Source organism: Leifsonia sp. RAF41 (assembly GCF_052114085.1).
Classification (GTDB): domain Bacteria; phylum Actinomycetota; class Actinomycetes; order Actinomycetales; family Microbacteriaceae; genus Leifsonia.
In genome coordinates, this window is sequence record NZ_JBFREB010000001.1 from 3,467,116 (window position 1) to 3,489,115 (window position 22,000).

At 64.3% G+C, this 22,000-nt stretch carries 25 protein-coding genes and 2 tRNA genes; 15 read left to right on the plus strand and 12 right to left on the minus strand.

Annotated features, from left to right (window positions below; all coding sequences use genetic code 11):
• Positions 1–529: 529 nt before the first annotated feature.
• The 7 genes from AB4Y74_RS16860 to rpmH form a co-directional block, all read right to left on the minus strand.
• Complete coding sequence (locus AB4Y74_RS16860) at positions 530–925, minus strand: hypothetical protein (protein ID WP_441800210.1); 396 nt, start codon at positions 923–925, stop codon at positions 530–532.
• A gap of 368 nt (positions 926–1,293) precedes the next feature.
• Positions 1,294–1,920 carry a 16S rRNA (guanine(527)-N(7))-methyltransferase RsmG gene (gene rsmG, locus AB4Y74_RS16865; protein ID WP_441800211.1) on the minus strand — a complete coding sequence of 209 codons (627 nt, stop codon included), beginning with the start codon at positions 1,918–1,920 and terminating at the stop codon, positions 1,294–1,296.
• A gap of 15 nt (positions 1,921–1,935) precedes the next feature.
• Positions 1,936–2,532, minus strand: a complete 597-nt coding sequence (locus tag AB4Y74_RS16870) for a Jag family protein (protein ID WP_441800212.1) — start codon at positions 2,530–2,532, stop codon at positions 1,936–1,938.
• A 16-nt stretch (positions 2,533–2,548) separates the two neighbouring features.
• On the minus strand, positions 2,549–3,514 hold the full coding sequence (gene yidC, locus AB4Y74_RS16875) for a membrane protein insertase YidC (protein ID WP_441800213.1): 966 nt from the start codon (positions 3,512–3,514) through the stop codon (positions 2,549–2,551).
• Between the two features lie 9 nt (positions 3,515–3,523).
• Positions 3,524–3,853, minus strand: a complete 330-nt coding sequence (gene yidD, locus AB4Y74_RS16880) for a membrane protein insertion efficiency factor YidD (protein WP_441800214.1) — start codon at positions 3,851–3,853, stop codon at positions 3,524–3,526.
• Positions 3,850–4,251, minus strand: a complete 402-nt coding sequence (gene rnpA, locus AB4Y74_RS16885; protein ID WP_441800215.1) for a ribonuclease P protein component — start codon at positions 4,249–4,251, stop codon at positions 3,850–3,852. Before rnpA ends, yidD begins: the two co-directional genes overlap by 4 nt.
• A 25-nt stretch (positions 4,252–4,276) precedes the next feature.
• Positions 4,277–4,414, minus strand: coding sequence for a 50S ribosomal protein L34 (gene rpmH / locus AB4Y74_RS16890; RefSeq protein ID WP_441800216.1), 138 nt, complete (start codon positions 4,412–4,414; stop codon positions 4,277–4,279).
• Between the two features lie 444 nt (positions 4,415–4,858).
• On the opposite strand from rpmH, the gene dnaA reads away from it, so the two are divergent.
• The 10 genes from dnaA to AB4Y74_RS16940 all read left to right on the plus strand — a co-directional run bounded on the left by dnaA (position 4,859) and on the right by AB4Y74_RS16940 (position 15,771).
• Positions 4,859–6,292 (plus strand): chromosomal replication initiator protein DnaA, encoded by a 1,434-nt coding sequence (gene dnaA / locus AB4Y74_RS16895; protein WP_441800217.1) that lies wholly within the window; start codon positions 4,859–4,861, stop codon positions 6,290–6,292.
• A gap of 412 nt (positions 6,293–6,704) precedes the next feature.
• Entirely contained in the window at positions 6,705–7,850 is a 1,146-nt protein-coding gene (dnaN, locus tag AB4Y74_RS16900; RefSeq protein WP_441800218.1) for a DNA polymerase III subunit beta, read from the plus strand.
• A complete protein-coding gene (gene gnd / locus AB4Y74_RS16905; RefSeq protein WP_441800472.1) occupies positions 7,819–8,778 on the plus strand; it encodes a phosphogluconate dehydrogenase (NAD(+)-dependent, decarboxylating) in 960 nt (319 codons plus the stop codon). The genes dnaN and gnd overlap by 32 nt, the downstream gene beginning before the upstream one ends.
• Before the next feature lie 7 nt (positions 8,779–8,785).
• The gene (gene recF, locus AB4Y74_RS16910; protein ID WP_441800219.1) at positions 8,786–9,952 is read left to right on the plus strand and encodes a DNA replication/repair protein RecF; all 1,167 of its coding nucleotides are present in this window, start codon (positions 8,786–8,788) and stop codon (positions 9,950–9,952) included.
• A gap of 151 nt (positions 9,953–10,103) precedes the next feature.
• Entirely contained in the window at positions 10,104–10,433 is a 330-nt protein-coding gene (locus tag AB4Y74_RS16915) for a DUF721 domain-containing protein (RefSeq protein ID WP_441800220.1), read from the plus strand.
• Positions 10,434–10,556: 123 nt separating this feature from the next.
• Positions 10,557–12,560: a DNA topoisomerase (ATP-hydrolyzing) subunit B gene (gene gyrB / locus AB4Y74_RS16920; protein ID WP_441800221.1), complete on the plus strand. Its 2,004-nt coding sequence runs from the start codon at positions 10,557–10,559 to the stop codon at positions 12,558–12,560.
• 47 nt (positions 12,561–12,607) lie between these two features.
• On the plus strand, positions 12,608–15,157 hold the full coding sequence (gene gyrA, locus AB4Y74_RS16925; protein WP_441800222.1) for a DNA gyrase subunit A: 2,550 nt from the start codon (positions 12,608–12,610) through the stop codon (positions 15,155–15,157).
• On the plus strand, positions 15,147–15,560 hold the full coding sequence (locus AB4Y74_RS16930; RefSeq protein WP_441800223.1) for a DUF3566 domain-containing protein: 414 nt from the start codon (positions 15,147–15,149) through the stop codon (positions 15,558–15,560). The genes gyrA and AB4Y74_RS16930 overlap by 11 nt, the downstream gene beginning before the upstream one ends.
• A 50-nt stretch (positions 15,561–15,610) precedes the next feature.
• Positions 15,611–15,687 (plus strand) — tRNA-Ile (locus AB4Y74_RS16935).
• Between the two features lie 11 nt (positions 15,688–15,698).
• A tRNA-Ala gene (locus AB4Y74_RS16940) sits at positions 15,699–15,771 on the plus strand.
• 70 nt (positions 15,772–15,841) lie between these two features.
• Here the strand turns inward: AB4Y74_RS16940 and AB4Y74_RS16945 are convergent.
• Positions 15,842–16,306, minus strand: coding sequence for an Lrp/AsnC family transcriptional regulator (locus AB4Y74_RS16945; protein ID WP_441800224.1), 465 nt, complete (start codon positions 16,304–16,306; stop codon positions 15,842–15,844).
• Positions 16,307–16,404: 98 nt separating this feature from the next.
• Between AB4Y74_RS16945 and AB4Y74_RS16950 the strand changes: the two genes are divergently transcribed.
• The gene (locus AB4Y74_RS16950; RefSeq protein ID WP_441800473.1) at positions 16,405–16,833 is read left to right on the plus strand and encodes a rhodanese-like domain-containing protein; all 429 of its coding nucleotides are present in this window, start codon (positions 16,405–16,407) and stop codon (positions 16,831–16,833) included.
• A gap of 6 nt (positions 16,834–16,839) precedes the next feature.
• Here the strand turns inward: AB4Y74_RS16950 and AB4Y74_RS16955 are convergent, their stop codons facing one another.
• Positions 16,840–17,703, minus strand: a complete 864-nt coding sequence (locus AB4Y74_RS16955; protein WP_441800225.1) for an Fpg/Nei family DNA glycosylase — start codon at positions 17,701–17,703, stop codon at positions 16,840–16,842.
• A 48-nt stretch (positions 17,704–17,751) separates the two neighbouring features.
• On the opposite strand from AB4Y74_RS16955, the gene AB4Y74_RS16960 reads away from it, so the two are divergent.
• The gene (locus AB4Y74_RS16960; protein ID WP_441800226.1) at positions 17,752–18,177 is read left to right on the plus strand and encodes an NUDIX hydrolase; all 426 of its coding nucleotides are present in this window, start codon (positions 17,752–17,754) and stop codon (positions 18,175–18,177) included.
• On the opposite strand, the gene AB4Y74_RS16965 is transcribed toward AB4Y74_RS16960, so the two are convergent.
• Both AB4Y74_RS16965 and AB4Y74_RS16970 read right to left on the minus strand, forming a co-directional pair.
• Complete coding sequence (locus tag AB4Y74_RS16965; protein WP_441800227.1) at positions 18,174–18,371, minus strand: PspC domain-containing protein; 198 nt, start codon at positions 18,369–18,371, stop codon at positions 18,174–18,176. The genes AB4Y74_RS16960 and AB4Y74_RS16965 overlap by 4 nt on opposite strands.
• Before the next feature lie 68 nt (positions 18,372–18,439).
• The gene (locus AB4Y74_RS16970; RefSeq protein WP_441800228.1) at positions 18,440–19,003 is read right to left on the minus strand and encodes a hypothetical protein; all 564 of its coding nucleotides are present in this window, start codon (positions 19,001–19,003) and stop codon (positions 18,440–18,442) included.
• A gap of 122 nt (positions 19,004–19,125) precedes the next feature.
• On the opposite strand from AB4Y74_RS16970, the gene AB4Y74_RS16975 reads away from it, so the two are divergent.
• Both AB4Y74_RS16975 and AB4Y74_RS16980 read left to right on the plus strand, forming a co-directional pair.
• Positions 19,126–19,665: a peptidylprolyl isomerase gene (locus AB4Y74_RS16975; RefSeq protein ID WP_374008867.1), complete on the plus strand. Its 540-nt coding sequence runs from the start codon at positions 19,126–19,128 to the stop codon at positions 19,663–19,665.
• Positions 19,666–19,832: 167 nt separating this feature from the next.
• On the plus strand, positions 19,833–20,543 hold the full coding sequence (locus AB4Y74_RS16980; protein WP_441800229.1) for a rhomboid family intramembrane serine protease: 711 nt from the start codon (positions 19,833–19,835) through the stop codon (positions 20,541–20,543).
• Between the two features lie 220 nt (positions 20,544–20,763).
• On the opposite strand, the gene AB4Y74_RS16985 is transcribed toward AB4Y74_RS16980, so the two are convergent.
• The gene (locus tag AB4Y74_RS16985; protein ID WP_441800230.1) at positions 20,764–21,024 is read right to left on the minus strand and encodes a cell division protein CrgA; all 261 of its coding nucleotides are present in this window, start codon (positions 21,022–21,024) and stop codon (positions 20,764–20,766) included.
• Between the two features lie 109 nt (positions 21,025–21,133).
• Between AB4Y74_RS16985 and AB4Y74_RS16990 the strand changes: the two genes are divergently transcribed.
• The gene (locus AB4Y74_RS16990; protein ID WP_441800231.1) at positions 21,134–21,904 is read left to right on the plus strand and encodes a class E sortase; all 771 of its coding nucleotides are present in this window, start codon (positions 21,134–21,136) and stop codon (positions 21,902–21,904) included.
• Positions 21,905–22,000 lie beyond the last annotated feature (96 nt).

Genomic DNA, 22,000 nt, shown 5'->3' on the forward strand with positions numbered 1-22,000 from the left:
CGGTCACGTCACCCATCCATATCGCAGCTCGCTGCCAGGGTTTCACGTGAAACGTCCGGCGTCCGCGAGCCATAACTACCAGTCCGCCCTGCCCGCGAAGCGTCGGCAGCGTCTCCAGTATGTTGTGTCGATCCGACTCCGTGGGAACCAAAGTGAAGAATGGTCGCGCGCAGCGAGGATGACGCCGAAGACCACCATCACTGTCCCGCGATCGCCGGCTGGCTGTCGGACCCGAAACGCAGCTTGGCGAGTCTACGCTGGGGGAGCAGCGCATAGTCGGCGTGTGGCCTCTCGCCAGTGGCCGGCAAAGGCGTCCCATACCGGGAGCCATGGAGCCACAGCAAAATCTGCGCCACTAGGCTCCGGCAAGATCGGAAGAGGGGCGCAACAGCCGACGCGGATGTGTGCGAGTGATCCGGGGCGCATGTGCCCTCACTGATACCGCTGTCCGGCCATCACACCGAGAGTGGGCCACCTTGATCGTGGCGCGCCGCCACTCCAGGGAGGTTGTCGGCACACCCCTGACTGATCAGCCGCCGTTGGCCTCACAAGTGGCGATGAACTGTATGTCGTCCTCGTAGAGGATGCGTCCCGGGAACGAGGTTTCGACGCGTTCCCATGCCACACGATGTGCGTCCAACAGTTGTGTGTAGACCATTGTCTTCTCGATCAGCTCGACGGCGGAGATCTTGAACCAGGCGACCGCACCGGGATTTACCGTGCGATCGTAGACAGCCGGATGGGTCCGCGTTGGCTCCGCATATGCAACCTCGAACCAGTCGTTGCTGCGTCTCCATCGCGCGTGCTCGTCCTCGTTGAGCTTCCCGGCGCCCGCAAGACCATTGGCGAGCGCGAAGACGCCGACCTGGACACCGCGAGCATTCGGTATGGGCGAACGGAATCGCACGTAGAGGGGAGCGGACATCCACCCCACCTTAATCGCCCGGGCCGCTATCCGTCGTGGAAGTGATGTCCTTGATCCCACCCGAAATTGCATCCGACCCAGGCGGTGGTGAAGCTCCACCAGTCTGCGTCAAGCCGATCTCACCGACTTGGCCGTCCCTCTATCGGCCACCGCCCACTGAATCGCGCCCTTAGTCGCATTCGCATGCCATATGCAATGTGAACCTGTATAACGAATTCCGCTCACTACAGTCGCTGGTTGAGCCCGATCAGCGCCACGAAAGGCCGTAAGCGCAGTCTCGATATGAGCTTAGGATGGCGCTGAGACACGCGAAGACACTGCTTTGCTTGTCTCAGAGCGATCCTAACGAGCTAGGGCGGCGCTTCGATCTAGCGAACAGTGGCCCGAATGACGCGCGTGACCTCGTTGAGAGTACCTTCGCCGAGGGTGAGCACCTCGATATCGTGGACTCTGAACTTCCGAATCTCTTTTGTGGCTGCTTCCACTTCGGCAGGCGCTCCAGCTCCCTTCATGAGAACCAGTTCCCCCCCGTCGCGAAGCAGGGGAGCGGTCAGAGGGAGCAACTTACGGAACGCACTCACCGCGCGGGCGGTGACTTGGTCGAGTGGACCGTCGAGGCGAACCTCCTCGGCTCGGGCGCGGACGACGCTGACGTTGTCCAGCGCCAACTCTTCCACTTGCTCCGAAAGCCAGGCGACTCGGCGCTCCATCGGCTCTATCAGCACGAACGACACATCCGGACGGGCGATTGCCAGCACAAGACCGGGTAGGCCGGCGCCACTCCCCACGTCCCCCACTAGTCCAGGTCGAAGCAAAGGAGCGACGATCGCAGAGTTCAGGATGTGGCGCGACCACAGTCGCGGAAGTTCGAGAGGACCGATCAGTCCGCGTTCCTCGCCCTGAGCCGCCAGATTCGCGGTGAAGCGTCTCGCGAGTTCGATGCGCGCTCCGAATAAATCGGAAGCGGCCAGCGGTTCAACCTCGACGTCGGTCACAGTTTCACGTGAAACTCAGGCGGCAGTGATGACCGTGTAGCGGTCGCGCCCCTCGCCCCGCGAGGTTGAAACGAAGCCACGATCAGAGACGAGGTCGTGAACCAGCTTGCGCTCGTACGACGACATCGGGGGGAGGGCCGCCTCTGCAGCGCCCTCCTCGAGACGTGCGATCGCGCGGTCCACGAGCTCGCCGAGTTCACCCTGTCGAGCTTCTCGGGAACCGGCAATGTCTAGGATCAACCGCGAGTAACCGCCGGTTTGGTTCTGCACCGCAAGGCGCGTCAACTCCTGTAGGGCTGCGACGGTATCCGACTTCGCGAGCACGGCGAGGTTCGAGCCACCCTCGGCGTTCACCGAGATGTAGGCGCGACCGTTACGGGTGTCAATGTCAATATCGCCGTCGATATCCGCGATATCGAGGAGTTCCTCGATGTAGTCGGCGGCAATGTCGCCTTCGCGATCCAGGTCGGCGGGCTCGATCGTCTCTTCGACGGCGACCACACCGTCCGTCTCGGAAACACCAGCCGTCTGCACGGCGTCGGTCGTCTCGGGGACGTCGGCCGGGGCGGAGACACCAGTCGGCTCGGGGGAGGAGGTCTGCACGTCGGTCATCGGTTCGAAACCCTCACTACTTTCCTGCTTGCTTCTTGGCCCGGGACTTGCCGACGGGCTGAACTCGTTGCGTCGGCTGCTTCGCCGGCTGCTCTTCGACCGTCAAAACGGTCGACCCGTCCGGCTGGACGAGCTTCCCCTTCTTGGCGAGACGAGCCTCGCGCGCCTTGGCCGCGTCCGAACCTGGTGTCGGCATGTTGCGGATCACCAGGAACTGCTGACCCATGGTCCACAAGTTCGAGGTCAGCCAGTAGAACATGACGCCGAGCGGGAAGGCGAAACCAGAGAAGAGGAAAACGAAGGGCAGCAGGTACAGCAGGATGCGCTGCTGCTTGAACTGCGGGCTCGCCTTGGTCTCGGGCGACATGTTCTTGGAGACGATCTGGAGCTGCGTGAGGAACTGCGAGCCCGTCATCAGCACAACCATGACGGCTGCGATGACCATGACCGCGACCTGCGGCGGGTGGGAGTTCAAGGCACCCTGGAAGCTCTGGTGCAGGGGAGCGACGCCGAAAAGCGTTGCGTTTCCGAACTGCTGTGCGAGCTCCTCGTTCAGCGGACCGACACCGGCATGCCCACCCTGGGCACCGTTCAGCACCTGGAACAGCGAGAAGAACACGGGCATCTGCAGCAACAGGGGGAGGCACGAGCTCAGCGGGTTGGTGCCCGTCTTCTTATAGAGCTCCATGGTCTCGCGTGACATCGCTTCACGCGAGAACTGGTCCTTCTTACCCTTGTACTTGTCCTGAATCTTCTTCAGGTGAGGCGCGATTTCCAGCATCCGCCGCTGGTTCTTGATCTGGCGGACGAAGATGGGGATCAGGGCCGCGCGGACGACCACGGTCAGACCGACGATCGCCAGCACCCAGGTGATGCCCGCAGCCGGGTCGAGACCCATCTGAGTGAACAGCCAGTGGAAGGCGACGAGGATCAGTTCCACGACCCATTTGATGGGCCAGAGGATGGTTCCGATGATGTCCATGTCTTGTAGCTAGGCCTTTCCCTGGCTGATGAAGCTGTGCTGGCCGGTGGCGACCACGAATCCGAACGGGGTTACCCGATAGCGCGGCTTCCTCGCCGGCGGGACGTCATCGACCCCGCCCGCTGCCCACGGATGACAGCGGAGGATGCGACGGACCCCGAGGAACGAGCCCACGAGAACCCCGTGCTGCTGGATGGCTTGAAGTGCGTAAGCGGAGCACGACGGGTAGTACCGGCACACGTCGCCGTACAACGGCGAGATCACCGCGCGATACGCACGCAAGACCAGCACTGCGATGTTCCGCGGTGCGAGGAGCACTGCTGCGATCGCGGTGGTCATGGACGGACGCTGCCCTTACTGGTTTCACTTCGGGTGGAGTGAAGACGGCTGGTGAACCGGGTCGATGCCCGGAAGAGTTCTTCGTGCAGGCTAGCCCACGGTGCTTGTACGGAGGCTGGCAATGCGCGCACCACCACGTCGAGCCCGGCGGCCGGCGACTCGTCGCCCGCGAAATGGGAGAGCAGGTCGTACGATGCTGCCTTCAGCCGACGACGCACGAGGTTCCGTGTGACGGCGTTGCCCACCGCCTTGCTCACGATGAAGCCGAATCTCACCACGTCGGTGTCAGGATTCGGGCGAATGTACGTCAGCGTGTTCGTTCCGGAGAAACGAGCACCTCGACGCACAGTCACCCGATAGTCCGCCCCCCGCGTGATGCGATTGACCTTCGCAAGCACCGGCCGGCCGTCTGTCGGAGAAGGATCAGGCGGAGAGCTTGGTGCGGCCCTTGGTGCGGCGCGCCGAAAGAATGGCACGACCGGCGCGGGTGCGCATGCGAAGGCGGAAGCCGTGGGTCTTCGCGCGCTTGCGGTTGTTCGGCTGGAACGTTCTCTTGCTCATGTCTCTATCTCCGTGGGTTGCTTCACAGGCCTGCGCTGAATGGTGATCGTCAGCGTGAGAGCCAGGAAAGTTTCAGGGCAGCCGAAAACGGCTGCAAGTCAACTGATTAAAACTACGGCCTGGGGCGGATCAGGTCAAACCGGTCGAGCCAAATCCACTGATTATGCACGTGATTGGCAGGGAAAAGGCGTCCGACGCGCCGACGTATGCCGCGGAACGGATTTGATCGACTTCCTGTGCACAAGTTACCGTGAGGTCGAAAGTTATCCCCAGGTCATCCCAATTCTGGCCGGAGATGGCTACGGTATTTCTCACACAGCGGTGGATAACTCTGTGAATACCCACCGGCGGCATCCGAGCCGCCAACCCGACGAGAGTCACCGGGGGTCGACTCGTCCTTCGTCGGGCTGACGGCATCCGCAACACAGACGAAGACGGGGAACGATGGCAGGCAGCGAAGAGCCCATAGCTGCGGCATGGCAGGACGTGCTCGGCAAGCTCGAGACGGACGACCGCATCACCCCGCAGCTGTACGGGTTCCTCAGCCTGGTCGAGCCCAAGGGCATCATGGCCGGCACCTTCTACCTCGAGGTTCCCAACGAATTCACCCGGGGAATGATCGAGCAGCGCAGCCGTCTTCCCCTGCTCAACGCCATCGGCGGACTCGACGAGACGCTGGCCGTCAACACCTTCGCGATCGTGGTCAACCCCGAGATCCAGCAGGAGACGATGGCGGGGCCGGGCGGCGATCCCGAGATCCCGTCCGCCTACATCGACCCGTCCGCGGCGCATACGGTCAACCCACCGACCGAGATCACCGCACCTCCCCGCGGTGGCGACACCCGGCTGAACTCGAAGTACAGCTTCGACAACTTCGTCATCGGTCAGTCGAACCGCTTCGCTCATGCTGCGGCGGTCGCCGTAGCCGAGGCGCCCGCGAAGGCCTACAACCCGTTGTTCATCTACGGCGACTCCGGTCTGGGCAAGACTCACCTCCTTCACGCGATCGGTCACTACGCGATGAGCCTGTATCCCGGGATCCGGGTGCGGTACGTCTCGTCGGAGGAGTTCACCAACGACTTCATCAACTCGATCGCCAACAACCGTGGCTCGTCGTTCCAGGCGCGCTACCGCAACATCGACATCCTGCTGATCGACGACATCCAGTTCCTGCAGCGGGCGGTGGAGACGCAGGAGGCGTTCTTCCACACCTTCAACACGCTGCACGACCACAACAAGCAGGTGGTCATCACGTCCGACCTGCCTCCGAAGCACCTCACCGGATTCGAGGACCGCATGCGGTCGCGGTTCGAGTGGGGCCTGATCACCGATGTCCAGGTCCCCGACCTCGAGACTCGCATCGCGATCCTGCGTAAGAAGGCGCAGAGCGAGAAGATCCAGGTGCCGGACGACATCCTCGAGTTCATGGCTTCTAAGGTCTCAAGCAACATCCGCGAACTCGAAGGGACGCTGATTCGCGTCACGGCGTTCGCGAGCCTCAACCGCACTCCCGTCGATATGCCCCTCGTTCAAACGGTGCTCAAGGACTTGATCACGCTCGACGACGACAACGTGATCGCACCGACGGACATCATCACGAACACGGCCGAGTACTTCAAGCTGACCGTCGACGACCTCTATGGCTCGAGCCGTTCGCAGGCTGTGGCGACCGCACGACAGATCGCCATGTATCTGTGCCGTGAGCTGACGAACCTCTCATTGCCGAAGATCGGACAGCTGTTCGGCGGCCGCGACCATACGACCGTCATGTACGCGAACAAGAAGATCAGCGAGCTCATGAAGGAGCGGCGCTCGATCTACAACCAGGTCACCGAGTTGACCAGTCGGATCAAGCAGAACCACCGCTACGGCAAGTAGCCAGCACTCCCGCTAGCGCAGAACTTATCCACATATCCATCCCCAGAGTGGGGACAGTGCGTTATTAACACTTGTGGATAACTTGTGGAGAGCCTCCGGAGAACTACACGTTTAATGGGGACGGCCGACCTGCACCTGTGAAAAGTGCACCGACGGTTCTCTGGACACGCATCCCTGTGAACAGGCGCATTCCTCAGGTCATCAACAAGTCACGGAGCTGTAGTTCCCTGTGTTCGTGCGGCTTCAACAGAGTTATCCACAGTTTCCACAGCGGTTAACAAGATTATTTCTTAACTCTTCTTCAAGGGGGCAGACGACAACCTCCTGGGGTCGGACGCTCGCCGCATCCGCGTCACAGGCCAGGGGCTAGGATTTGTCACGTCCGTTATCCGTGAGCCGACAGAGGTGACTCGTGAAGTTCCAAGCCAACCGGGATGTGTTCAGCGAAGCCGTCTCGTTCGCGGTGAAGCTCCTCCCGCAGCGGACGACCCTGCCCATCCTGAGCGGTGTGCTCATCGAGACGACAGACAACGGACTTCAACTGTCGTCGTTCGACTACGAGGTGTCGGCACAGACCGAGATCTCCGCCGAGGTGGAGGAGCCGGGACGCGTGCTCGTCTCCGGCCGGCTCCTGGCGGAGATCGCATCCAAGCTGCCGAACGCGCCGGTGCGATTCTCGACCGAAGAGTCGAAGATCGTGGTCCGCGCAGGATCGGCGAACTTCACGCTGTTGTCCATGCCGGTCGAGGAATACCCGAGCATCCCGCAGGTGAGTGGGGAAGCCGGGCTGGTTCCGGCCGAGGAGTTCGCACAGGCTGTCGCCCAGGTCGGCGTGGCCGCATCCCGGGACGATGTCACGCCGGTCATCACCGGGGTTCAGCTCGAGGTCGGGAACAACACACTGGGCCTCGTCGCCACCGACCGCTACCGCGTCGCTGTTCGCGAAATCGACTGGGACAACGGCACCACCTCGGGCGAGCCGGTGACGGCGCTGGTCCCGGCACGCACTCTGACCGAAATCGGCAAGACCTTCGGTCACAGCGGCAACGTCTCGATCTCGATCACCAACCGCGACGACCGCGAGCTGATCGCCTTCACTGCGGATCGCAAGACGGTCACCTCGCTGCTGATCAAGGGCAACTTCCCGCCCGTGCGTCGGCTCTTCCCGGAACAGGTCGACAACTACGCGGTGGTCAACACCGCCGAACTCATCGAGGCGACCCGTCGCGTCGCCCTCGTCCTCGAGCGCGAGGCCGCGCTCCGCTACACATTCTCCGCCGACGGACTGACGCTGGAAGCGATCGGTTCCGAGCAGGCGCAGGCATCCGAGAGCATCGACGCTCTTCTCACTGGCCAGGAGACGGTGGTTTCATTGAAGCCGCAGTTCCTGCTCGATGGTCTCGGTGCGGTGCACTCGGAATTCGTGCGCATCTCGTTCACCAAGACCGAGAACCCCAACAAGCCGGGCCCTGTGCTCATCACGAGCCAGACGTCCAAGGATCAGGCAGGCGCGGACTCCTACAAGTATCTGCTCCAGCCGAACCTGCTGCTGCGCTAGCGCCCGGCGTCGGAAGAAGCAAGAGAAGAGAAGGACAATCATGCACATCGGCCTCATCGGTCTCGGACGCATGGGCAACAACATGCGTGCCCGGCTGGAGAAGAACGGCATCGACGTCACCGGTTACGACACGAACCCGGAGGTCTCGGACGTCGCAACCATGGCCGACCTGGTCGCAGCCCTCCCCGCGCCTCGCACGGTGTGGGTGATGGTCCCCGCCGGCCAGATCACCGACTCGGTCATCCGCGAGCTCGAGCCGCTGCTCGAGAAGGGCGACCTCGTCATCGACGGTGGAAACTCCAAGTTCACGGAGGACTTCGCACACGCCGAACTTCTCGCGCCGCGTGGCGTCGACTTCATGGACGTCGGTGTCTCCGGCGGCATCTGGGGTCTCGAGAACGGCTACGGCCTGATGGTCGGCGGCTCTGCCGACCAGGTCCAGCGCGTCATGCCCGTCTTCGACGCGCTGCGACCAGAGGGACCGCGCGACGAGGGCTTCGTCCACGTGGGCGAGGTCGGCGCTGGGCACTACGCGAAGATGGTGCACAACGGCATCGAGTACGCGCTGATGCAGGCGTACGCCGAGGGTTATGAGCTGCTCGACACGCGCAAGGACATCATCAAGGATGTGACCGGCACGTTCAAGGCATGGCAGCGCGGAACCGTGGTTCGGTCCTGGCTGCTCGACCTTCTCGTCCGTGCACTCGAGCAGGACCCGGAGTTCGAGCACATCGAGGGCTACGTCCAGGATTCCGGCGAGGGTCGCTGGACCGTGGAGGAGGCGCTCAACAACGCCGTCCCGGTCCCGACGATCAGCGCTTCGATCTTCGCGCGGTTCGTCTCGCGCCAGGAGGACTCCCCGGCCATGAAGGCTGTCGCGGCACTGCGAAACCAGTTCGGCGGCCACGCCGTGAAGGCCGTGGACTGAAAACTCGTTGCGTGTCACACATCTCTCCCTGACCGACTTCCGTAATTACCGCACCGCGGAAGTCCCGTTCGCGGCCGGCGCGAATCTGTTCGTCGGCCGCAACGGTCAGGGGAAGACCAATCTCGTCGAGTCGCTCGGCTACCTGAGCACCCTCGGGTCGCACCGGGTGTCGAGCGACCAGGCGATGATCCGGAAGGATGCGGACGCCGCCATCGTGCGGGCGCGCATCCAGCATGAAGGCCGCGAACTGCTGGTCGAGATGCAACTGAACCGGAGTTCGCCCAATCGCGCCCAGGTCAACCGGGCAGCCATCAAGCCGCGAGAGCTGCCCCGGTACTTCTCCAGTGTTCTGTTCGCGCCGGAGGATCTCGCGCTCGTTCGGGGCGAGCCGGGAATCCGCCGGCGCTTCCTCGATCAGTTGCTCATCCAGCGCAACCCCCGGTTCACGGCGGTGATCGCCGACTACGAGCGCGTGGTCAAGCAGCGCAACACTCTGCTGAAGTCGGCGCGGGCCACCCGGGTCCGGGAGGATCAGCTCGGCACCCTGGACATCTGGGATGAGCGTCTCATCCAGCTGGGCTCGGAGCTGATGGATGCGCGACTCGACCTGGTCACGCGCCTCAGTGACCCGCTGGTCGCCGCCTACCGGTCGGTTGCGGGTGATGATCACCACCCCCGGCTCGTTCCGCAGGTGACCATTCACGGTGCTCATGTGGAGGACGACGGTGAAAGCGTGGACGACGCTGTAACGGGCTCAGCCGGTGTCGCAACCGCCGAGGCCTTCCGTCGCGCGCTCACCGCGGTTCGTCGCAAGGAGCTCGATCGCGGACTGACCCTGGTCGGTCCACACCGGGACGATGTGTTGTTCGAACTGAATGGCCTTCCGGCGAAGGGGTATGCGAGCCACGGAGAGTCGTGGTCGTTCGCTCTCGCGCTCAAGCTGGCGTCGGCCGAACTGCTCCGCCGGGAATCGACGACGGGGGATCCGGTTCTCATCCTCGACGATGTCTTCGCCGAGTTGGACCAGGCTCGAAGAAGAATGCTTGCAACTGCCGTAGCCGGTTACGAGCAGGTTCTCATCACAGCAGCGGTGTTCGACGACGTGCCGGATGGCTTGACAGCGCACACCGTGCGGATCGACGCGGGCGCGATCGTGGAGACCCCCGATGCCTGATCAGCCCAGCGAGGCATCCGCCGTCTATCTGAGGCTCAAGTCCCTCTTCACGGGGACGCCGGCTCGGAGGCGGCGGACCGCGGGTCGGGAGGAGGGCGCTTCGACCAGCCGCCCCTTCGGCAATGGGCGAGACCCGCACGGAGTGGGTGACGTGGTGGATGCGCTCGCGGCCCAGCTCGGCTGGACCTCCGCGCTCGCGCAGTCCGACCTCCTCGAGGGGTGGCGCGAACTCGCCGGCGAGGAGACCGCCAAACACGCCATTCCGGACCAGATCAGCGACGGCGTACTGGTCATCCGTTGCGAGTCCACCGCATGGGCGACGCAGCTGCGGATGATGCGATCAGAACTGCTTGCGCGCATCGCGGAGCGGTTCCCTCAAGCCGGCATCGAGTCAATCCGTTTTCAAGGGCCGGACGCCCCCTCTTGGAAAAGAGGCCCCAGGTCGATTCCAGGGCGTGGCCCGCGCGATACTTACGGCTAAGAGCACAAAAGAGGTCGCCGCGCACGAGAAAATGCGTCAGACGGCCGTTTTCCGGCATTTAGCGCGTCGGCTCTTGGTAGACTGGACTGTCACGATTGAGTGCGGTCAGGAGCCTAATTTCATATGACGACGGAACCGAACACGGCCCGGGAAGAACACGAATACGGCGCGAACGAGATCCAGGTCCTCGAGGGTCTGGAAGCGGTTCGCAAGCGACCCGGAATGTACATCGGTTCGACCGGTCCCCGTGGCCTCCACCACTTGGTCTATGAGATCGTCGACAACTCGGTCGATGAGGCGCTCGCCGGCTACGCCGACAACATCGAGGTGACCATCCTCTCGGATGGCGCGGTTCGCGTGGTCGACAACGGTCGAGGCATCCCGGTCGACGAGCACCCGGTCGAAAAGAAGTCGACCGTGGAGGTCGTGCTGACGATCCTGCACGCCGGCGGCAAGTTCGGTGGAGGCGGGTACGCGGTCTCCGGCGGTCTGCATGGAGTCGGCAGCTCGGTCGTCAACGCCCTTTCGGCCCGTCTCGACGTCGAAGTGCGCCGCCAGGGACACGTCTGGCGGCAGAGCTATCGCGACGGCGTGCCACAGGCACCGCTCGAGCAGGGTGAGGCGTCCGACGAGACGGGCGTCACGATCACCTTCTGGCCGAGCCCGGTGACCTTCGAGACCGTCGAGTTCGACTACGAAACGCTCCGCACCCGGTTCCAGCAGATGGCCTTCCTCAACAAGGGCCTCCGCATCGCTCTCACCGATGAGCGTCCCCCCGCGATCGAGCCCGTCGAGGGCGAGGTCGACGACGACGAGTTCGCTCCGAGGCACGACGTGTTCCTCTACGAGCGCGGGCTGATGGACTACGTGCACTACCTGAACTCGGCCAAGAAGGCGGAGGTCGTGCACGACGAGATCATCTCGTTCGAGTCGGAGGGCAGTGACCGCAAGATCGCGCTCGAGGTCGCCATGCAGTGGACGACGAGCTACAACGAGAGCGTCTTCACCTATGCCAACACCATCAACACCCACGAGGGCGGCACACACGAAGAGGGATTCCGTGCTGCGCTGACCACGCTGGTCAATAAATATGCGCGTGAGAAGGGCATCCTGAAGGAGAAGGACGACAACCTCTCCGGCGACGACGTACGAGAAGGACTGACCGCGGTCATCTCGGTCAAGCTCTCCGAGCCGCAGTTCGAGGGCCAGACCAAGACCAAGCTGGGCAACACCGAGGCCAAGGCGTTCGTGCAGAAGGTTGTCGGCGACCAGCTCGGCGACTGGTTCGACCGCAACCCGAATCAGGCCAGGGACATCATCCGCAAGGCGCTGCAGGCCGCGACCGCACGACTCGCAGCCCGCAAGGCTCGCGAGACCGCGCGCCGCAAGGGGCTGCTGGAGAGCGGCGGAATGCCGGGCAAGCTCAAGGACTGCCAGTCCAAGGATCCGACGGTTTCCGAGATCTTCATCGTCGAGGGCGACTCGGCCGGCGGCTCCGCCGTACAGGGACGCAACCCCGAGACGCAGGCGATCCTCCCGCTCCGCGGCAAGATCCTGAATGTCGAGAAGGCGCGCCTCGATCGAGCTCTCGGCAACAACGAGGTCCAGGCGATGATCACGGCGTTCGGCGCCGGCATCGGGGAGGACTTCAACCCGGACAAGGCGCGGTACCACAAGATCGTGCTCATGGCCGACGCCGACGTCGACGGCCAGCACATCACGACGCTGCTGCTGACGCTGCTGTTCCGTTACATGCGCCCGATGATCGAGCTCGGGTATGTGTATCTCGCGCAGCCGCCGCTCTACCGGCTCAAGTGGTCGAACGCCGAGCACGAGTACGTGTACTCCGACCGGGAGCGCGACGCCTTGATGGCCGAGGGACTCGCGGCCGGCAAGCGCATCCCGAAGGACAACGGGGTGCAGCGCTACAAGGGTCTCGGCGAGATGGACTACTCGGAGCTGTGGGAGACCACGATGAATCCCGAGACGCGGACCCTGCTCCAGGTGACGCTCGACGATGCGGCAGTGGCCGATGAGGTCTTCGCCACCCTGATGGGCGAGGACGTCGAATCGCGACGCTCGTTCATCCAGAAGAACGCCAAGGACGTGCGGTTCCTCGACATCTGACGCTTCGGCGCCGATGAACTGCTAGGGACTACGAGGAAGAGAAGACTGTGACGGACGAAGAGAACGTGTCGGGCGATGGTGCCGGCTTCGGCATCCACGGGAGGATCGATCAGGTCGACCTCCAGTCGGAGATGCAGCGGTCGTACCTCGACTACGCCATGTCGGTCATCATCGGGCGCGCGCTGCCCGAGGTGCGCGACGGCCTGAAGCCGGTGCACCGCCGCGTCATCTACGCGATGTTCGACGGTGGGTACCGCCCCGACAAGGCGTTCTCGAAGTGCGCTCGCGTCGTCGGCGACGTGATGGGTCAGTTCCACCCGCACGGTGACACGGCCATCTACGACGCACTGGTGCGACTCGTGCAGCCGTGGAGCCTCCGCTACCCGCTGGCGCTCGGCCAGGGCAACTTCGGCTCGCCCGGAAACGACGGCGCCGCCGCCCCCCGGTACACCGAGACGAAGATGGCTCCCCTCGCGCTGGAGATGGTCCGCGACATCGACGAAGACACCGTCGACTTCCAGGACAACTACGACGGCCGCACCCAGGAACCCGCCGTCCTGCCCAGCCGCTTCCCGAACCTGCTGGTCAACGGTTCGGTCGGAATCGCGGTCGGTATGGCCACGAACATCCCGCCGCACAACCTGCGCGAGGTCGCGGCCGGCGCGCTGTGGCACCTCGAGAACCCGGACGCGCCGCGCGAGGAGCTGCTCGAGGAGCTCATCAAGCGGATCAAGGGACCGGACTTCCCGACCGGAGCGCAGATCCTCGGCGTCAAAGGCATCCACGACGCCTACCGCACGGGTCGCGGCTCCATCACCATGCGTGCCGTCGTCACGATCGAGGAGATCCAGGGTCGGGTCTGCCTGGTCGTCACCGAACTCCCGTACCAGGTGAACCCGGACAACCTGGCGATCAAGATCGCGGATCTGGTGAAGGAAGGCCGCATCGGCGGCATCGCCGACATCCGCGACGAGACCTCGGGCCGTACCGGGCAGCGACTCGTGATCGTGCTGAAGCGGGATGCGGTCGCGAAGGTCGTCCTCAACAACCTGTACAAGCACACGCAGCTGCAGGAGAACTTCGGCGCCAACATGCTCGCCATCGTCGACAACGTGCCGCGCACGCTGTCCCTCGACGGGTTCATCACCGCTTGGGTCGACCACCAGATCGAAGTGATCGTCCGTCGCACGCGGTTCCGTCTGCGCAAGGCCGAGGAGCGCGCGCACATCCTGCGCGGCTACCTCAAGGCGCTCGACGCGCTCGACGACGTGATCGCGCTCATCCGCCGGTCGGCCACGGTCGACGACGCGCGCGAGGGCCTGAAGGGGCTGCTCGACGTCGACGACGTGCAGGCCGACGCGATCCTCGCGATGCAGCTGCGTCGCCTGGCCGCCCTCGAACGTCAGAAGATCATCGAGGAGGCTGAGGCGATCGAGAAGCAGATCGCGGAGTACCACGCGATCCTCGACGACCCCGCGCGCCAGCGGTCGATCGTGAGCGAGGAGCTCACCGAGATCGTCGACCGTTTCGGCGACGACCGTCGCACCGAGATCATGTTCGGCTACGACGGCGACATGAGCGTCGAAGACCTCATCCCGGAAGAGGAGATGGTCGTCACCGTCACGCGCGGCGGCTACATCAAGCGGACGCGGAGCGACAACTACCGCAGCCAGCACCGCGGCGGCAAAGGTGTGAAGGGCGCGCAGCTGCGCGGCGAGGATGTGGTGGATCACTTCTTCGTGACCACCACGCACCACTGGCTGCTCTTCTTCACGAACCAAGGACGCGTCTACCGCGCCAAGACCTACGAGGTGCAGGAGGCCGGCCGTGACGCCAAGGGCCAGCACGTCGCCAACCTGCTCGCGCTGCAGCCGGACGAGCAGATCGCTGAGATCCTCGACATCCGCGACTACGAGGTGGCGAAGTACCTGGTGCTGGCCACGCGCGACGGCCTGATCAAGAAGACCGCGCTGTCGGAGTACGACACCAACCGCACCGGCGGCATCATCGCGATCAAGCTGCGCGAAGGCGACGAACTCGTCTCCGCATTGCTGGTCGAGGAGGATTCCGACCTGCTGCTGGTCTCACGCAAGGGCATGTCGATCCGATTCACCGCCTCCGATGAGGCGCTGCGACCGATGGGCCGTTCCACCTCCGGCGTGATCGGGATGCACTTCCGCGGGGAGGACCGGCTGCTCGACGCCTCGGTCGTCTCCGACGAGGGATACGTGTTCGTCGTGACCGAGGGCGGGTACGCGAAGCGGACCGCTGCCGACCAGTACCGCCTCCAGGGCCGAGGCGGTTTGGGCATCAAGGTCGCCAAGCTGAACGTCGACCGGGGCGACCTGGTGGGTGCGCTCATCGTCGGCGAGGACGACGAGGTCCTTGTGGTTCTTGCCAGCGGCAAGGTGGTACGCTCTGCCGTGGCCGAGGTACCTGCCAAGGGCCGTGACACCATGGGTGTCGTCTTTGCACGTTTCGCCGAGTCGGACAAAATCATCGCTCTGGCGAAGAACACCGAACGCGACCTCGAATCCTCCAGTCCCGCGGAGGATGCTGAGGCGGTCGGGAAGGAAGAAACCGTAGATGAGCAGTAGCGTCGCCGACAAGCTCGCCAAGAAGTCGACCCGTCGACCCGCATCCTCGAAGCAGGTGCGGCTCAAGCTGGTCTACATCGACTTCTGGTCGACCGTGAAGCTGTCGTTCCTCGCAGGCATCTGCCTGGCGATCATCGCAGTCGTCGGCACCTTCCTGGTGTGGACGGTGCTCGACCGCACGGGCATCTTCGACCAGGTGAACAGCCTGTTCAAGGACATCTCCGGCGCCGGTGGCAGCGACCTCCGGTCGATTCTGGGCCTCGGACAGGTGATGGGTTTCTCGCTCATCGTGGCCATCCTCGACATCGTCGTGGTGACGGCGCTCGGCGCCGTCTTCGCGCTGCTGTACAACCTCTCGGTGAAGATCACGGGCGGTTTGCTGGTCGGTTTCACCAACAACTGACCGATTTCGCAATGCTCGGGCAGATCGGGTAGTCTCGTATCTGCCCATTCGGGGATATAGCTCAGGCGGTTAGAGCGCTTCGCTGATAACGAAGAGGTCCGAGGTTCAAGTCCTCGTATCCCCACCAACCTTGTCTTTGGGGCCTTAGCTCAGTTGGTAGAGCGCCTGCTTTGCAAGCAGGATGTCAGGAGTTCGAATCTCCTAGGCTCCACAGTGTTCATTCTCGCGAGTTGTTCATTCTCGCGAGTTTCAGTCGCGCGGCTGACCGACGCGGAAGCGTGTTACTCGGCTGGCGGTACGATCGGCCGTGTCGGGAACGGACTCGAGTACGAGACGCTGGTCGTCACGCTGCCGAGGGTTCCTACCCGGCCGCTGACCTGCTCCAGGTGACGCATCGAGGTGGCGACCACCTTCAGGATGAAACAGTCGTCGCCCGTCACGTGGTGGGCCTCCACGACTTCCGGGATGTCCGCCAGGAGGTCGTGCAGCGGCTTGTACTGGCTGCTCGGGTAGCGGAGACGCAGGAACGCCAGGACGCCGTAGCCGAGACGTTCCGGATCGACGACCGCACGGTATCCCGCGATCACACCGGCCTCTTCCAGCCGGCGGAGGCGCTCCGCGACAGCACTGTTCGACATGTGGACCGTGCGGGCGAGCTCGGCCACTGACTGGCGACCGTCCCGCTGCAGCTCGGCGAGGAGGGCGCGGTCGATGCTGTCGGCGACGAACGGAAAAGTGACGGTCATGACGCGATTCTTCCACGACATTCACGGGTGACGGCGTCGGATGCCGTCGATCACCTGTTCATTCGCCGGTCCGATCTCCGTAGCCTCGAAACATGACGATGCTCACCACCGAGGCCACCATCCACTTCGCCGCCAAGCTGCGTTTCGAGACCGATCCTTCTGACGTCAAGGCGGCACGGGATGCGGGTGAGCCGTTCGCTCTGGTCGACAGCCGGGGAGAGGCGGCCTGGCGCCAGGGACGCATCGATGGTGCGATCCATCTGCCGACGGCCGAGATCGCCGGCCGGGCTGCTGCGGTGATCCCAGCCGGGGTTCCCGTGGTCGTGTACTGCTGGGGTCCGGGATGCAACGGTTCGACCCGAGCGGCGCTGGCCTTCAGCCTCCTGGGCTATGAAGTGCGCGAGATGATCGGTGGCTTCGAGTACTGGGCACGCGAGGGTCTCCCCGTCGTGAACGACCACGGACCGATCCTCCGCGAGCCGGACCTGCTGACGGCGCCCGCCGGCGCCATCGACTGCGCGTGTTGACTGACGCTATTTGAGCAGGCGGGAGAGGACGCGGTCGGCGAGCGGCTTGCCGCCCGTCTGGCAGGTGGGGCAGTACTGGAAGGTCGAGTCGTGGAAGATGACCTGGCGGATCGTGTCCCCGCACACCGGGCACGCCTCCCCGGTGCGACCGTGCACCCGGAGATTGGACTTCTTTTCGCTCTTGAGCTCGGAAGCGGCCAGCCCGTCGGCCCGCGCGAGTGCCTCCCGCAGGGTGGACTGCATGGCGAGGTAGAGCCGTGAGACGTCGTCGCGCGACATGTTCGCCGGCTTGTACGGGGACATCTTCGCAACGTGGAGGATCTCATCGGAGTACGCATTGCCGATCCCGGCGATCAGTGACTGATTGCGAAGGACTCCCTTGATCTGAGCGCGGCCCTGCTCCGCCAGGATGCCCGCGAAGACCTCCTCCGTGAACGAGGCGTCGAGTGGATCCGGACCGAGCCGAGCGATCCCCGGAACCTCCGCAGGGTCGCGCACCACATAAATGGCCAGGCTCTTCTTGGTTCCAGCCTCGGTGATGTCGAGACCGGTGCCGTCGTCCAGCACGAGTCGTGCGGCGAGCGGACCCTTGCCGAGACGCCCGGCCGTCGGCGGCGGTGCCGCGCTTCGCCAGCGGATCCATCCGGCGCGGGCAAGGTGAACCACCAGGTGGAGCTCGCCCGCAGTGATGTCGAGGAACTTGCCGTGGCGGCCGACACCCGCGACGGTCAGATCGTGGAGAGCGTCGACCGGCGGGTCGAATGTCTTCAGCGCGGAGAACGCGGCCACGCTCAGGCGGTCGATGACGCGACCCTTCAGCCGGCCATCGAGGTCGGCGGCGAGGGCGGTGACTTCCGGTAGTTCGGGCATCACCCCTAGTCTGCCCCCCTCCTCCGACATCGGCAGTAGGGTGAGGCGGTGGATATCAGAGTCGCTGCCTACGGCGTCATCACCCAAGGTGACCGCATTCTGCTGGCCCACTGGAACGAGAGCGGCCGCTCGGGCTGGACGCTGCCAGGCGGAGGGATAGATCCGGGCGAGGATCCTGTGGATGCCGTCGTGCGTGAGATCGCGGAGGAGACCGGCTACTCGGCCGAGGCCGGGGCGCTCCTGGGCATCGACTCCAAGGTCATCCCGGCTGAGCACCGCTTCGTGCCGGACGCGGGCCCCCTGCACGCGCTCAGAATTATCTACCGCGCCACTGTTGTCGGTGGCGCGCTCACGAACGAGCGGGACGGCACCACGGACGAAGCGGCGTGGTTTCCGCTGGGCGGCATCCCGAATCGACGTGTCGAACTCGTCGACATCGCGCTCGAGATGGCCGGGCTGCGCAGCGCCGACTAGACGGCCGTCGGACGGCCCTCACCGGGGATGAGGATCCACAGCACGAGGTAGGCGACGACCTGCGGACCCGGAAGCAGGCAGGACAGCAGGAAGATCAGGCGCACTGTCCAGGGCCGCACTCCGAAGCGGTGAGCGAGCCCGGCGCACACGCCCGCGAGGATGCGATCGGCGTTGGGACGGTAGAGAGTGTTCATGCTCTCGAGGGTCTCACCGGGCGCGCGCACCGACAATCGGGGAAACCCCCGAATGAACCCTCAGGTCGCTACTGCACCGGGTCGGTCGCGGGCGTCGTCGGCTCCTCGTCGGCGACCCACAGCTCGTCGTCTGCGCGGAACGTCTGCCACACCGCATAGAGCAGACCGACGGCGGCGATGATGCCGAGACCGATGGCGATGACGCTTCCCGCGCCGGGGCCCGACTTCTCGGTAACGACCTGCGTCTTCTTCGTCAACTCTTTGCCTGCCCTCTTGAATTCGCCGGCAAGGGCGGATGCGCGGGCAGCACGAGCGTGGTCGACCACCGACAGGGCGGTGCCGACTGCGGTGCCGACGGCAGGGATGACGTCTCTCACGACGCGCTCACGCGCCTGACCGGCGTAACGGCCGGCGGTGGCCTTCGCGGTGTCCGCTGCCGGGCGCACGTACTGGTCGTACCCGTCGCGGACTCGGGGCGCGATCTCCTCGCGCGTGTAGTAGCCGGCCTGCTTCCTGGCTTCTGCGGCGAGGGCGTTGGCGTTGGCCAAAACCTCCTGCTGCTGGGTCCACAGGTCTTCGGCGCCGCTGCGCAGTCGCTTGAGCTCTTTCGTGCGCTTCCGTGTCAGGCTCATCTGTTCCTCCGTCGAGTCAGGGTGGCGACTGACTCCATCTTGCCACCGAAAGGGCTGGGGATGGCCCGAGAGCTCCCGGGACCGCCCAAGCCATCTATACGCCCTGTGCAAGAATTGGTGCCATGTCTAAGCACACCGCTGTCGCCACGCTCCACACTAACTACGGAGACATCAAGGTCAACCTCTTCGGCAATCACGCTCCGAAGACGGTGCGGAACTTCGTCGGCCTGGCGACGGGTGAGATCGAGTGGACGCATCCCGGTACGGGCGAGAAGTCGACGGCCCCGCTCTATGACGGTGTGATCTTCCACCGCATCATCCCCGGCTTCATGATCCAGAGCGGTGACCCGCTCGGTCAGGGCGTCGGCGGACCGGGCTACCAGTTCGACGACGAGATCAACCCGGAGCTCGACTTCACGCAGCCGTACATCCTGGCGATGGCGAACGCGGGCATTCAGGGCGGACGCGGCACCAACGGATCGCAGTTCTTCATCACCGTGGCGCCGACGACCTGGCTGCAGGGCAAGCACAGCATCTTCGGCGAGGTCGCCGACGATGCCTCCCGCAAGATCGTGGACAAGCTCGCGGAGGTTCCGACCGACGCGCGTGACCGGCCGCTCGACGACGTCGTCATCGAGTCGATCGACATCGAGCAGGTCTGAGAGAAGACGGGCGAGCGCACGATATGACTCAGCCCGTCGACGCACGCGCGAATTACTGTTACCGGCACCCCGACCGGGAGAGCTATGTGCTCTGCCAGCGGTGCGGTCGTACGATCTGCGGCCAATGCCAGACCCCTGGCGCGGTCGGCGTCGTGTGCCCGGAGTGCATGGCGAAGCAGCAGGCGACGCATCCCCGCACCAAACCGGCATGGCTGACGCGGCTCACCGGGTCGGGTGCTCCTGTGGTCACGTATGCACTCATCGCACTGTGCGTGCTGGTCTTCATCGTCCAGACGGTGGGTGATCTCCTAGGTTTCCAGGTCACCAACGCTCTCCGCTACGCGGGCTTGTACTCGTATCCGGGTGCGCTCACGGGCGTGTTCGAGCCCTGGCGGATGGTGACGAGCATCTTCGCGCACGCGAACATCATCCATCTCGCGCTGAACATGTACACGCTGTGGGTGTTCGGGATGGCGCTCGAGCCGGTGCTGGGCCGGGTCCGCTTTCTCGCGCTCTTCCTGATCAGCGGTTTCGCCGGATCCGTCGGCGTTCTGCTCCTTGCGCCCTACAACGTTCCGGTGGTCGGCGCGTCGGGCGCGATCTTCGGGCTGTTCGGTGCCTTCTTCATCATTCAGCGCCGCCTGGGCGGTAATGCTACGCAGATGCTGATCCTGCTGGCATTGAACCTGGGCATCGGCTTCCTTCCGGGCTTCAACATCGCTTGGCAGGCGCATGTCGGAGGCCTGATCGGTGGGTTCCTCGTCGGCCTGATCTTCGTCGAGACCCGCCAGCCGCAGCGGCGCCGGTGGCAGGTGCCGCTCCTGTTGGTGTTCTCCGTCATCTTGGTGGCGCTGAGCCTCGTCTACTTCTTCGTGTAGGTTCCCCCGCAGTTCCCACAGTGCGTGGATAAGTTATCCACAGGCTTATTAACAATGTGGGTAATTACACGTCTGTAACTCTCCACAGGCTTATTAACACTGGGGAAACCGGCGGAGAATGCGCGGCAACTGTTCACAGGGCTCCTGTGGAGAGCTGTGGAAAACAACGAACCCGGGTCGGCAGCAGCCAACCCGGGTTCGAGGCACGAGGTGTGCGGAGCTACCGCCAGCGCGTCGTCATCAGGAAGCCGATGAACGCGATGCCGAAGCCGACGAGGATGTTCCACGCTCCCAGCGCGGGGATCGGGTACTGGTTCTGGCTCACGTAGAAGACGATGATCCAGATGAGTCCGAGCAGCATGAAGCCGAACATCACCGGCTTGAACCACACCGGGTTCGGCGCGTCCTCTCCGGATGTGGCCGCCGGGCGCTCTGCGCGGGCGGGTCGCTCGGGTTTCGTCTTCGAATTGCTGCGTGCCATAGCACCACAGTGTAGCGGGGAAGGTGCCGAGCTTCCTGAGGCCCCCGTATGGGGGAGGTCCTCTGGGGTGGCTGCCGATTCACAGCCCGGCCTCTCTAGAATGTGACACATGACCACCGCGGAGACTCGAGTGCGTCGGCGTCGCCGGCCGCGCCGGCGTCCGACGGTGGTCGGAGTCCTCGGGGAGCTGCTCATCACCGCGGGTGTGCTCGTCCTGCTCTTCCTGGGGTGGCAGGTGTGGTGGAACAACCTCGTTCTTGCCAATCAGCAGTCGAGTGCCGCCGCCCAGCAGAGCCAGAAGTGGGTGGACGATGCCATCAAGGCACCGAAGTCCGCGCCGGATCCGGCGACCGCGCAGCTCGATCCGCCGGTGATGGCGCAGCCGGCTCCGTATCAGGCGTTCGCCGTCCTCTACGTGCCGCGGCTCGGCCCCGACTGGAAGCGGGTCATCCGACAGACGGTCGACACCGAGCGCGTCCTCAACAGCTACACCGCCGGCGTCGGTCACTACATCGATACCCAGATGCCGGGCCAGGTCGGGAACTTCGCCGTTGCGGGCCACGACTCCGGCTGGGGCAATACGTTCATCGACCTCTCGAAGCTGCGCATCGGAGACCGCATCTACGTGCAGACGCAGGACGGCTGGTACACCTACACGTTCCGCAATTTCGAATACGTGCAGCCCTCGGCTGTCGGCGTCCTCCTGCCTGTGCCGCGCCAGCCGGCGGCGACGCCCGTCGACCGCTTCATGACGATCACCACCTGCAATCCGCCGTTCGCTGCCGGGGAGCGGCTGATCGCCTACAGCGTGTTCCAGACGTTCGCGCCGCCACAGGATGTTCCGAGCGAGATCGCCGCGGCGGTCGGGGCGGGAGGCTGACGTGTACGGAGCTCTGTGGAGGGTGTTGCCCGGCCCGTGGTGGGTGCGGCTCCTCATCGTGCTGGTTCTGGTGGTCGTGGTGCTGTTTGCTCTCGT